The sequence below is a fragment of the Viridibacillus sp. FSL E2-0187 genome, assembly GCF_038006425.1.
GTDB classification, from domain to species: domain Bacteria; phylum Bacillota; class Bacilli; order Bacillales_A; family Planococcaceae; genus Viridibacillus; species Viridibacillus arvi.
Window position 1 is genome coordinate 762,433 of the sequence record NZ_JBBOVG010000001.1, and the last position, 12,286, is coordinate 774,718.

Genomic DNA, 12,286 nt, shown 5'->3' on the forward strand with positions numbered 1-12,286 from the left:
GCATTTGTCGACAAAGCAGCTAGTCTATATTAAAGGTACGAAGGATGGACTTGTGCTTCGATTAGACGATCAATGCGCTTACTCAGAGTTAATCGATGAACTTAAGCGTAAGGTGTCCGAAGAAGGTATGGAAGGTCAAGCTGAAGTACAGATTCAATTAGGAAATCGTTATTGTGATGAAGAACAATTGAAAGAAATTTTGCATATTGTTCAGCAATCCGAGCATTTAAAAGTTTCAAAGATTAAGAGCGATGTAATTTCTGTTGAAGAAAGTAATCGTAGAGTGGTAGAAAGCAGATCAGCTACTTATGTTGGTATCGTACGATCGGGACAAACGATTCGTGCTGAAGGTGACTTAGTAGTTGTTGGAGATGTTAATCCTAACGCTAAAGTTGAAGCAGGCGGTAGTATTTTCGTCTTAGGACGTTTAAAAGGAATTGCTCATGCAGGTGCAAAAGGTAACCGTGAAGCAGTTATAGCAGCGTCTTGGCTTGAAGCAACCCATCTACTGATTGCTGACTTAATGGAACTTATGACAAATGAATTAGCCGTTTTGTCTGAAACACCTGAAATGGAATGTGCGTATATACATTCAAATGGTCATATTACGATTGACCGCTTGCAAGATTTGCGTTTATTTAGACCAAATCTGTCAACGTTTAAAGGAGGAAGCTAATGTGGGAGAAGCAATTGTAATAACTTCTGGTAAGGGAGGCGTTGGTAAAACAACGACTACTGCAAATCTAGGAACTGCATTGGCCCTTCAAGGAAAAAAAGTATGCTTAGTTGATACAGACATCGGTTTACGCAACCTTGATGTTATCCTTGGATTAGAAAACCGCATTATTTACGATTTAGTAGATGCTATTGAAGGTCGATGTAAAATTCACCAAGCGCTTGTAAAAGATAAACGCTTTGATGAATTATTATTTTTATTGCCTGCTGCTCAAACAACAGATAAGACAGCCGTAACACCACAACAAATGAAACAGTTAATTGGTGAATTAAAAAGAGACTATGATTTTGTGTTAATTGACTGTCCGGCTGGAATTGAACAAGGTTATAAAAACGCTGTTGCGGGTGCAGATAAAGCAATAGTTGTCACAACACCTGAGATTTCAGCGGTGCGTGATGCAGATCGTATTATTGGTCTGTTAGAACAAGAAGAAATAGAACCGCCTAAATTAATTATTAATCGGATTCGTCCACATTTAATGAATCGCGGCGATACATTAGATGTGAACGAAATTACTACACACTTATCAATTGATTTGGTAGGAATTATTCCAGATGATGAGAATGTGATTAGCTCATCCAATAAAGGTGAGCCGATTGTGATGGAGCCGACTACACAAGCGGCTTTAGCATATCGCAACATCGTACGACGAATCCTTGGTGAATCAGTTCCGCTTATGACTTTAGAAGGTGAGAGTAAAGGTGTATTCGCTAAACTCAAATCATTATTTTCTAAATAAGTTATGTGGATTCTCGTCCTTACTGGACAAGCTCTAAATCCGTAAAATATTGTTCTCGATTAGTTAGACTACTCCGCATTTAAAATGTGTAGAGTAGTCTTTTTATTTTAGGGGAATATGGAAGGAGAGCTTGAATTTCAGTTATAGTACAAAAGAGTATTTATAACTTACTTTATTTTTCTCTCCAAATAAAGTATATATAGCGTGTAAATGAATGAAGTACCTACTCTTCTCATATATTGCAATAAAGAATACTATGAGGTGAAGAGTTTGAAGAATAAATTGAAGTGGATTTTGGCATTCCTCATTACATTAAGTGTTGTCATGATTTCAGTACTTGAAAAAAATGGCACGATGCAGACGAATATTAAGCAAATTACGAGTACTGGTGAAGATTTTGTGGTGCTACGAAATTGGACAAAGGGTTTACTTGATCCGGATGGTAAACAAAATGATTCAATTACTGTAACAGCTCCTTTATATGAGGGAGAGCTAGCTACATTTTCCACTTTACAGCCGTTCTCGAACGGTACTTTACTGTCTTATAAAGAGAATATTAGTATCCGTGCTAAACAAGACGGACTTGTTATTTTCACTGGCCATACGCAATCACTTGGAAAGACGATGACGGTCATTTATGAGAATGGAGAAAATGTTACGTATGGTTTTTTAGATGAATTGACAATATTACCGTATACCTCAGTTAAGGAGGGAGAAACAATTTCAAATTTAACGTCGGGGCGTCTTTATTTACAAGTTGAGAATAAGGGGACTATGCTTGATTCAACTGCGATAAAAGAGTGGTTGAAGTGAGGGGGAAAATAAAAGTACTAAAATTCCGCATACATCCCACGATGATACCGATAATAATTATATTGTTGTTGTCAGGTAATGTAGCTCACTATGCCATGATTCTCGGCTCGTTGCTTTGGCATGAATGCGGTCATTTAATAGCTGCTAGCAAATATAAGCTCATCATTAAAGACTGTACGATTATGCCTTATGGAGGGGAAATAAGACTTGCGAAAACACAGTTGATTCGTAAAAAGCATAGGTTAGTAGTAGCAGCTGCTGGACCGATTGCTACTTTTTTTCTCCTGATTTTAGCTCTATTCATGCCAGGGGCGATAAAAGAACCGCTGGTATACATACAATTCTTTATTTTACTTATTAACCTATTGCCAATTTGGCCTTTAGACGGTGGTCGTCTAATCGAAATCTTATTAAGCGGAAAACAGCCTTTATATGAAATACATGAGTTTTTTTTAAAGTATTCAATTATTACATGTTTAGCGGTTTTACTGTGCTGTATTTTATTATTACCAAAGTCCGCATTTTTGCTTTTTTTATTTGTATTTATATTATTTCAAAATATAAAAGAATGGAGATATCGTAAATATACTAAAGCATTTGAAAAGTATGCGTTGAATATATTGACGTAATAGTTTCTATGTGGTAGTATTTTAATGTTATTGTTTGTAGCACCCGTGCTACTACAACCGCGCTGAAAAGGTTTTAAGTATCTTTCGGGATCACCTGATTGAGGGCGAGTCTGAGTTATAAGAGGAGGTGCAGATATGTACGCAATTATCGAAACTGGTGGTAAACAAATCAAAGTTGAAGCTGGCCAAGAAATCTACGTTGAGAAATTAAACGCAGAAGATGGTGAAGTGGTTACTTTTGACAAAGTTTTATTCGTAGGTGGCGAAGCGGTTAAAGTTGGTGCTCCATTCGTGGAAGGCGCTACTGTAACAGCTAAAGTTGAAAAACACGGTCGTCAAAAGAAAATCGTTGTTTTCAAACTTAAAGCTAAGAAAAACTACCGTCGTAAACAAGGTCACCGTCAACCTTATACTAAATTAGTAGTTGAAGCTATCAACGCTTAATAGTGAGGTGATTAAATGATCCAAGTAACGATTAATCACGATGAAAAAAGACATGTATCTTCATTTGAAATGAAAGGTCACGCAGATTTTGATGAATCAGGGAAAGATTTAGTATGTGCAGGCGCATCAGCAATTGCTTTTGGCACTGTTAATGCCATGTACCAACTATTAAATGTTGAACCTACTATTCAGCAAGAGGGTGAAGGTGGATATCTCCACGTCACTTTGCCAGCCGATTTAGATGAAGAATTAGACAGTCGCTTACAATTAGTTGTTCAAACAATGGTTGCACAGTTGTATACAATTGTGCAAAGTTACGGACAATATATTCAGATATCATATTCCCAAATGTAGGAGGTGGAACAGATGATGTTATTAACTTTAGATCTTCAGTTTTTCGCTTCGAAAAAAGGGGTAGGTTCTACTAAGAACGGTCGTGACTCTGAGTCAAAACGCCTTGGAGCTAAACGTGCTGATGGTCAATTCGTTTCTGGTGGATCAATTCTTTACCGTCAACGCGGTACTAAAATTTATCCAGGTGAAAACGTTGGCCGCGGTGGAGACGATACACTTTTCGCAAAAGTTGACGGCGTAGTTAAATTTGAACGCTACGGTCGCGACAAGAAAAAAGTAAGTGTATACCCTGTCGCTCAAGAAGCTTAATTTCAAAAGCTAAGGACTGCATTTATTGCAGTCCTTTTTTAAATGAATAAGCAAGTATATAACTTTTAATCATGTCCAGGCATTCGCGTCACCTTTGAGCTTGTTTCAAATCTCCAAGTGAAAGTAAGCAAGGCACTTTTATTTCGAGCTTTCTAACGCTTGTCGGAGGTGAACGGGAACGATTGCACTTTTATTATTCACTGGTAAAAAGTATGTTTTTAGTAACCAGTTCCTGTTCTAAATCGGCTTTCGCTCAAGTTAGCGGAAGCCTTGTTTTTCTAATGCGAGAAAAACCGATGAAAAATTGGTATACTGAAGACTGAACATCTTATTGGAGGAGTGTGTACAATGACTGAAAAGCCTCTCACCGTAAATGAAGTGCTACGCTTTGCACACCATGATTTTTTAAATCAGCTTCAACTAATAAAGATTAATTTGGACATGGGACGTGTAGAGGAGTCGAAAGAAGTAATTTCTGGAGTGGCCGAACAATGTCGTATCTTTTTCAATATTAATCAATTAGGATTACCAAAAACGATTGAATGGTTTCACACATTGAAATGGCGATATCCGTCCTATCAAGTAACTATTCAAAGTAACGTTGATTCTGAGGTGGATATAGCATTAGATGGACCGATCAAAGATCATTTAGAGCGGACTGTCTCCTATGTATATTCTTCATTAAACCCATATATAGAGCAAAATCTATCACTTCACATCAACTCAACGCAAGAACAATTAGAAATTTCATTTCATTTAAAAGGCTCATGGGATATTGAGCCATTCAAAGAAAAAATAGAGCATCAATCTATAATGATTAAAAATAATCATTTTACAAATGAAGATTGGTGTTATTGCATAGAAGCAAGCAAGGAGGGTATTTAAATGTTTGTAGATCACGTTAAAGTGTTTGTTAAAGGTGGAGACGGCGGAGATGGTATGGTTGCTTTCCGTCGCGAAAAATTTATACCAAATGGTGGCCCAGCAGGCGGTGATGGTGGTAATGGTGGAGACTTGATCTTTATCGTTGAAGAAGGATTACGTACATTAATGGATTTCCGTTATAAACGTAATTTTAAAGCAGAACGCGGTAATCATGGTATGAGTAAAAACCAACATGGTAAAAATGCGGAAGATTATTATGTAAAAGTGCCACCAGGTACAATCGTAACTTCTGAAGAAGATGGTAGAGTTATCGCTGATTTAGTAGAACATGGTCAAACAGCCGTTATCGCCCGTGGTGGACGTGGTGGACGAGGAAACTCTCGATTTGCTACACCGTCAAATCCTGCGCCAGAACTTTCTGAAAAAGGCGAGCCAGGACAAGAACTTAATGTTATATTAGAGTTAAAGGTATTAGCTGATGTAGGTTTAGTCGGTTTCCCAAGTGTAGGTAAATCAACATTACTGTCAGTTGTTACTGCAGCAAAACCGAAAATTGGTGCGTATCATTTCACAACAATTGTGCCGAACTTAGGTATGGTTGAAACAGAGGACGGCCGTAGTTTCGCTATGGCAGATTTACCAGGATTAATCGAAGGAGCTCACCAAGGTGTGGGATTAGGACATCAATTCCTACGTCATATTGAACGTACGCGCGTAATCGTACATGTGATTGATATGTCTGGTATGGAAGGTCGCGATCCTTACGATGACTACTTAACGATTAACAAAGAATTAGAACAATATAATCTACGTTTAACAGAGCGTCCACAAATTATTGTTGCCAATAAAATGGACATGCCTGATGCGGAAGAAAACTTACAAGCGTTCCGTGAAAAAGTTGGAGAAGATGCGAGAATATTCCCGATTTCTGCTGTTTCACGTAAAGGATTGAAAGAATTACTATTCGCTGTAGCGGACTTATTAGAAGTAACACCTGAATTTGCATTGAACGATGTGGAAGAAGAAGAAACGGACGCAACTGTTTTATACAAACATGAATCACAAGGTCCAGACTTCGAAATTTCACGTGACGATGATGGTTCTTACGTATTAAGTGGCTCTTCAATCGAAAGATTATTCAAAATGACTGACTTTAGTCGTGAAGATTCAATTCGACGCTTTGCTCGTCAATTACGCGGTATGGGCGTTGACGAAGCATTAAGAGAACGTGGCGCTGAAAACGGCGATATTGTTCGTTTACTTGAATTCGAATTTGAATTTATAGAGTAAGTATTTAGGGGGGAAAGAGATGAAAAATGTAGCAGATCAACGCTATTATTTAGTACGCGAAGATGTTCTAACAGATGCCATGCAAAAGACACTTGATGCGAAGTATTTATTACAAACAGGTGCCGTTTCATCAATATGGGATGCTGTTAAGCAGGTAGATTTATCTCGTAGTGCATTTTATAAATACCGAGATGCTGTTTTCCCCTTCCACTCTATCGTTCAAGAACGTATTTTAACTGTTTTTTTACAGTTAGAAGACCGTAAAGGAACATTAGCACGTCTATTATCAACTGTCACAGATACACATTGTAATATCTTAACTATTCATCAAACGATTCCGATACAAGGAAGAGCGAACGTGACATTATCATTAGATGTGACAGCAATGGATATAGAGTTAGATGATTTAATACAGCAACTAAAAAAATTAGATTTTGTAGAGTCAGCAGAGGTAATTAGTTCAGGAGCATTATAAGGGGGCTTTTTTGAATTGACATCAAAAGAGTGGGAAAATAGAGTGGCTTATTTAGGCCCAGCAGGCACGTTTACGTATTTAGCTACGCAAGAGTTATTTCCAAACGAATGGCTTATTCCTTACAAAACAATTCCAGAGTGCATTGAAGCGGTAGCATCCAGTCAAGTGGATTTAGCAGTAGTACCTGTAGAAAATGCGCTTGAGGGATCTGTACCGTTAACGATTGACTATTTATATCATGAAGCGGATTTATATGTAGTTGGAGAAGTTTTATCTCCAATCGCACAACATTTAATGGTAAATCCAAAATATGCTGATCATTGGGAAGGCATTGAGGGTATATATTCACACCCTCATGCACTTGCTCAATGTCATAAATATTTGTACTACAGATTTAGAGGGACTCCGTTAAATCCAACGACATCGACGGCAGCGGCAGCACAGTATATAGCTGAAAACCCCGATCAATGTATTGCTGCAATTGGTAACAGTTCAGCTGCAGAAACTTATGGTTTAAACATTGTCCAAGATAATATTCATGATTTCCATTTTAATCATACACGCTTTTTCGTTCTATCTAGAACCAATCAACGGATTGAAAGGGAACATCGTGATGAACAAATAAAAACAACGGTAATGATTACATTACCTAATGACCGTTCAGGAGCATTACATCAAGTGCTATCCGTATTTGCATGGCGTCAAATCAACTTAAGTAAAATCGAGTCAAGACCGTTAAAAACAGGTTTAGGCGACTATTTCTTTATCGTTGACGTACTAGAAGATGAAAATGCACCAATGATGAGAGGTGCGATGGATGAGCTATCTGCATTAGGATGCTCAGTAAAATCACTCGGCACTTATTATACATACCAAAATAGTCATGACTGATAAATGAGAAAAAACTCTTAGCACCTTTGCTAAGAGTTTTTTTGTATGCTGTAATTAATTTGTCGTAATTAAAAAGCCTTTCGATTGTAATTGCTGTATGGCAAAATCTATTTTTTCTTCAGTGGAAGCAGAAATAAGATGGATATGAACTCCTTCTGTTAACTCTAATAGAAGATTCGATTTCGTATCGGCTAGCTTTTGCATAAATTGTTGAACGTCATGACGACTAGAGACCATGATGGAAGCAGTAATCTCTCCATATACGGCATGTTCCACAGTAACGTTTTTCACTGTGACTCCGGCATCGACAAATATATTTAATTCTTCTTCTGTATCGGCAGATGTATGACGACATGCAATCTGGCGTTCACAGCGGGTTTTATCTTCATTAGAAGTAAAAAGTACATATCCTTGGCTTGTTGCCATAATCGGTACGTTACGTGCTTTTAATAAGGCCATATCACTGACAATTACTTGTCTCGAAACACTGGTGCGTTTAGCAAGTTCAGTACCTGTAATTGGTTGTCCTTCTTGCTTAAGCATGTCCAAAAGCATTGCTCTTCGTTCTTCACCTAATAATTTTTTCATCTAAATCACCTCGAATACAAGCATAAATTGCCCTTCTCAACTCATAGTGTAACATGAAAGGCACTCACTGAAATATAAAATCGGGTGACCAATTGTGAAAGCTTTTCATATGATATGAAGACGGAAGGAGGAAAAAAATGCGCACTCATACGGTCCAAAAAGGCGATACTCTATGGAAAATCGCAAGACAGTATGGCATTTCTTTTGAAGATTTGAAACGCTTAAATGCTCATTTGGCGAATCCGGATTATATCGTACCGGGTATGGAAATTTTCTTGCCTGCTGTACCAAAAAAAGAAGCGCCGAATCACTCACATAAGGAGCACCCAGTAAAAGAAGCACCAATACATCAGCCAGTAAAAGAAGCACCGATACACCATCCGGTGAAAGAGGCACCGATACACCATCCGGTGAAAGAGGCACCGATACACCATCCGGTGAAGGAAGCACCAAAACATTATCCTGTAAAAGAAGCACCAAAACATGTACCAGTAAAAGAAGCACCAAAACATGTACCAGTAAAAGAAGCACCTATTGTAGAGCCGGCACCAATTCCACATGTGCATCCACATGTACAACAACGTCCAGTCAAAACACGTATAGAGTTTGTTGAACAACATGAAGAGGAAATAATTATTCAACCGTTACATGAAAAAAAACCAACACAACCTATACAAACAAGCCCATCAGGGGAGTTGCCACCAAGTGCACCACCACCAAGTGCACCACCACCAATTCCGCCAATGGGAATGCAACCATGTCCACCAGAAATGCCATCAATGGGGATGCAACCATGTCCACCAGAAATGCCGTCATGGCCACCAATGGGGATGCAATCGTGTCCGCCATCAGAAATGCCACAGTGGGGAGGTGCAGCACCAATGCCGATGCCGATGCCAATGCCAATGCCAATGCCGAATTGGCAAAATCAACAGCCTTGGCCACCAATGGGGATGCAACCAAGTCCACCAATGGGAATGCAGCCAAGTCCACCAATGGGGATGCAACCAAGTCCACCAATGGGGATGCAACCAAGTCCACCAATGGGAATGCAACCAAGTCCGCCGATGGGGATGCAGCCAAGTCCACCAACAGGCTGGCAAATGCCTGAATCAACTAGAGATTGTGGGTTTGACGAGTCTCCATTTATAGGACATCATCATGGTCCTCTACAACCAATGGAGCCGCAATGGCAACAACCAATGCAACCTGAATGGCAGCAACCAATGCAGCCACAGTGGCAACAACCGATGCAACCGCAGTGGCCTGTTCAAGGACAGCAATGGCAGCAACCTGAAATGATGATGCCAAGTATGCCAATGCAATTCTATCCGATGCCAATGCCGATGCCGATGCCAATGCCAATGCCAAATTGGAATCCTTCTTCATGCAGTTGTCAGCAACCACAACCGTACCCACAGCCAAGAACTTCTGTAGATTATAATTGATGTGAATCAAAGCGGTATTTTCAGGAGGGTTAAGCCAAACGTTTGGCAATGGACTATTAATGGGCATAATTATTCGATTAAACGCTACGCGAATAAAGGGACGGCTGACAAGGTTCGTATTGTTCATCAACAATTAAAAAAGGCAAGTTTTCCGAATATATTACCGGTTATTGCAAGTGATGATCCTACTGCTATTGTGCAACCGTGGGCATCTAATGTGCGAGCAGTAAAATTTAATCGTATAGAAGAACGTACAAAAACGTTAGATTTATTATATAAATTACATGCAACAAATAGTGACATTAATTGGTCTGAGTTCGGAGTGTTTTTGCCACAATATGATTTACAGTTGAAATGGCAGGATCGTTTGTCAAAATTCAAAGCTAAGAAAGAACAAATAGCCCGGTTTTTGGGTGAACCGGCTGTTGATCAGCTTATTATATATGCGGAACAAGCGTTAAAAAGTATGCAACCAGTAAAAAATAAAAAGCCAACAATTCTCCATGGAGATGTTGTGCATCATAATTTTTTAATGACGGAGAAAGGCAAGGTGTATTTGATTGATTTTGATTTAGCAGCAGTTGGTCATGCTGAAGATGAAATCATCATGTGGATGCATCGTGTACTTCCTCATGTCGATTATAATCTGCCTAAACTTTTAGAGGAGCAGCCACTTTTGCAGGGATTTCCGAAAGAGCACTTACTGGCGATTCGTTATCCTAATGAGCTGTTAAGAGAATGGCTGTATGTTGATGTCATTGCTACACAGCGCAAAGCGGCTTTCGTCGAAGAACTTGTGGCATTTACAAAGGTCGCGCTCTCATCTTGGCCAAAATTATGGTATGATAGTGGAAGTGTGAAATAGAATAGGTGTTTGTCTTTTTTGGGATAAGAAAATGACAAATAAAGCTTCAGATAGGTCGTTTAGGCGATCTATCTTTTTCTACTGCTATTTGGACAAAGGTCTGACATCCTAATGTAACAAATAATATGCTATAATCATAGCGTTGAATATAAGGGGAATTGCCATGTATGACTACATAATTGGACAAGTAACAAGAGTTACTCCAGAATATATTGTCATGGAGCAGCAAGGAATCGGCTGGCAATTATATACGCCAAATCCGTTTGCGTTTCATGTTCAAAAGGAATCACTGCAAGTCTATACGCATCATCACGTAAGAGAAGATGCACATCTATTATTTGCTTTTAAATCATTAGAGCAACGTGAACTATTCCGTAAACTGATACAAGTATCAGGTATTGGACCTAAAGGAGCAATGGCCATTTTAGCAAGTGGCAACCCATCTCAAGTTATTCAAGCAATTGAACAAGAAGATGAAGTTTTCCTTGTAAAGTTCCCAGGTGTTGGAAAGAAAACCGCTCGCCAAATGATTCTAGATTTAAAAGGGAAACTAGATGTACTACTTGAAAATGTTGAATTACCAAGTGGAGAAGATGAATTGCCACTATTCGGAGTAAATCCGAATAAGCATGAATTAGAGGAAGCATTACTAGCGTTAACGGCTTTAGGATATTCGGAGCGTGAGTTAACGAAAATTCGACCACAACTTGATGAAGATCATCAACTTTCATCAACTGAAGCATATATGAAGAAAGCCTTACAACTATTATTAAAACAAAAATAAAAGAAAGGAGGAATAGTTATGGACGAGCGCGTTGTATCGAGTGAAGTATCTAATTTTGATGAACAATTTGAACAATCACTAAGACCTCAAAATTTGGTTCAATATATTGGTCAGCAAAAAGTAAAAGACAATTTGAAGATATTTATCGAAGCAGCGAGAATGCGGGAAGAAAGTTTGGATCATGTGCTTTTATACGGGCCTCCAGGGCTCGGTAAAACAACTTTAGCGGCTGTGATTGCTAATGAGATGAATGTTCAAATTCGCATGACGAGCGGACCAGCTATAGAGCGTCCAGGAGATTTAGCTGCAATCGTTAGTTCTTTAGAACCGGGAGATGTCTTATTTATCGATGAAATTCATCGTCTCCCCCGAGCGATTGAGGAAGTACTGTACCCCGCAATGGAAGACTTTTGTTTAGATATTGTCGTGGGGAAAGGTCCTGCAGCGCGCTCTGTTCGACTTGACTTACCTCCTTTTACATTAGTAGGAGCAACTACAAGAGCAGGAGCACTATCAGCTCCCCTTCGGGATCGTTTCGGCGTGTTGTTGCGACTGGAATATTATGACGAGCTTTCATTAACAGAAATTGTTTGTAGAAGTGCTGTGCTTTTTGATGTGAACATTGATAAAATAGCAGCAAGAGAAATAGCTCGTCGGTCACGTGGTACACCACGTGTCGCAAACCGATTACTAAAAAGAGTTAGAGACTATGCACAAGTTATTGGAGACGGAAACATTACACTAGAAATGGCACAAGCTGCACTAGAGTTGTTACAAGTCGATCCGTTAGGTTTAGATCATATCGATCACAAATTAATTTCTACAATGATTGAACGTTTCCGAGGCGGCCCTGTTGGTTTAGATACGATTGCAGCAAGTATTGGTGAAGAATCAATGACAATTGAAGATGTCTACGAGCCCTATTTAATGCAGATTGGTTTCATACAGCGAACACCAAGAGGGCGTATAGCAACTACACTAGCTTATGAGCATTTTGGCTATCCATTGCCATCACAAACATAAAACAAAAGGAAGT

The 12,286-nt window shown here is 39.0% G+C and carries 16 protein-coding genes and 1 other annotated feature; of the genes, 15 read left to right on the forward strand and 1 reads right to left on the reverse strand.

Annotated elements, in window-relative coordinates:
• The first annotated feature begins 4 nt into the window (after positions 1-4).
• The 11 genes from minC (at position 5) to pheA (ending at position 7,565) form a co-directional block, all read left to right on the forward strand.
• Positions 5-676, forward strand: coding sequence for a septum site-determining protein MinC (gene minC / locus MHH85_RS03605; protein ID WP_193740576.1), 672 nt, complete (start codon positions 5-7; stop codon positions 674-676).
• Between the two features lies 1 nt (position 677).
• The gene (minD, locus tag MHH85_RS03610; protein ID WP_038187406.1) at positions 678-1,475 is read left to right on the forward strand and encodes a septum site-determining protein MinD; all 798 of its coding nucleotides are present in this window, start codon (positions 678-680) and stop codon (positions 1,473-1,475) included.
• Between the two features lie 270 nt (positions 1,476-1,745).
• The gene (locus tag MHH85_RS03615) at positions 1,746-2,288 is read left to right on the forward strand and encodes a peptidoglycan DD-metalloendopeptidase family protein (RefSeq protein WP_340705975.1); all 543 of its coding nucleotides are present in this window, start codon (positions 1,746-1,748) and stop codon (positions 2,286-2,288) included.
• Positions 2,285-2,917: a site-2 protease family protein gene (locus MHH85_RS03620; RefSeq protein WP_340705976.1), complete on the forward strand. Its 633-nt coding sequence runs from the start codon at positions 2,285-2,287 to the stop codon at positions 2,915-2,917. The genes MHH85_RS03615 and MHH85_RS03620 overlap by 4 nt, the downstream gene beginning before the upstream one ends.
• Positions 2,918-2,962: 45 nt before the next feature.
• Positions 2,963-3,039: a sequence feature (ribosomal protein L21 leader region), on the forward strand.
• A gap of 13 nt (positions 3,040-3,052) precedes the next feature.
• Entirely contained in the window at positions 3,053-3,361 is a 309-nt protein-coding gene (rplU, locus tag MHH85_RS03625) for a 50S ribosomal protein L21 (protein WP_038187403.1), read from the forward strand.
• A gap of 15 nt (positions 3,362-3,376) precedes the next feature.
• Positions 3,377-3,715 carry a ribosomal-processing cysteine protease Prp gene (locus tag MHH85_RS03630; RefSeq protein ID WP_193740572.1) on the forward strand — a complete coding sequence of 113 codons (339 nt, stop codon included), beginning with the start codon at positions 3,377-3,379 and terminating at the stop codon, positions 3,713-3,715.
• A 15-nt stretch (positions 3,716-3,730) separates the two neighbouring features.
• Entirely contained in the window at positions 3,731-4,024 is a 294-nt protein-coding gene (gene rpmA, locus MHH85_RS03635) for a 50S ribosomal protein L27 (protein WP_038188306.1), read from the forward strand.
• Positions 4,025-4,372: 348 nt separating this feature from the next.
• Positions 4,373-4,909 (forward strand): Spo0B domain-containing protein, encoded by a 537-nt coding sequence (locus MHH85_RS03640; protein WP_193740571.1) that lies wholly within the window; start codon positions 4,373-4,375, stop codon positions 4,907-4,909.
• Complete coding sequence (obgE, locus tag MHH85_RS03645; RefSeq protein WP_053416475.1) at positions 4,910-6,199, forward strand: GTPase ObgE; 1,290 nt, start codon at positions 4,910-4,912, stop codon at positions 6,197-6,199. It abuts the gene before it with no gap.
• 19 nt (positions 6,200-6,218) lie between these two features.
• A complete protein-coding gene (locus tag MHH85_RS03650) occupies positions 6,219-6,674 on the forward strand; it encodes an ACT domain-containing protein (RefSeq protein ID WP_053416474.1) in 456 nt (151 codons plus the stop codon).
• Positions 6,675-6,689: 15 nt separating this feature from the next.
• Positions 6,690-7,565 (forward strand): prephenate dehydratase, encoded by an 876-nt coding sequence (pheA, locus tag MHH85_RS03655; protein ID WP_193740570.1) that lies wholly within the window; start codon positions 6,690-6,692, stop codon positions 7,563-7,565.
• A gap of 54 nt (positions 7,566-7,619) precedes the next feature.
• Here the strand turns inward: pheA and MHH85_RS03660 are convergent, their stop codons facing one another.
• On the reverse strand, positions 7,620-8,153 hold the full coding sequence (locus MHH85_RS03660; protein ID WP_340705977.1) for a transcription repressor NadR: 534 nt from the start codon (positions 8,151-8,153) through the stop codon (positions 7,620-7,622).
• 137 nt (positions 8,154-8,290) lie between these two features.
• Between MHH85_RS03660 and MHH85_RS03665 the strand changes: the two genes are divergently transcribed.
• The 4 genes from MHH85_RS03665 (at position 8,291) to ruvB (ending at position 12,273) form a co-directional block, all read left to right on the forward strand.
• Positions 8,291-9,601, forward strand: coding sequence for a LysM peptidoglycan-binding domain-containing protein (locus tag MHH85_RS03665; RefSeq protein ID WP_340705978.1), 1,311 nt, complete (start codon positions 8,291-8,293; stop codon positions 9,599-9,601).
• A gap of 1 nt (position 9,602) precedes the next feature.
• Positions 9,603-10,466: a phosphotransferase gene (locus tag MHH85_RS03670; RefSeq protein ID WP_193740568.1), complete on the forward strand. Its 864-nt coding sequence runs from the start codon at positions 9,603-9,605 to the stop codon at positions 10,464-10,466.
• A 163-nt stretch (positions 10,467-10,629) separates the two neighbouring features.
• Positions 10,630-11,250: a Holliday junction branch migration protein RuvA gene (gene ruvA / locus MHH85_RS03675; RefSeq protein ID WP_340705979.1), complete on the forward strand. Its 621-nt coding sequence runs from the start codon at positions 10,630-10,632 to the stop codon at positions 11,248-11,250.
• Between the two features lie 18 nt (positions 11,251-11,268).
• Complete coding sequence (gene ruvB, locus MHH85_RS03680; protein WP_193740566.1) at positions 11,269-12,273, forward strand: Holliday junction branch migration DNA helicase RuvB; 1,005 nt, start codon at positions 11,269-11,271, stop codon at positions 12,271-12,273.
• The last annotated feature ends 13 nt before the right edge of the window (positions 12,274-12,286 follow it).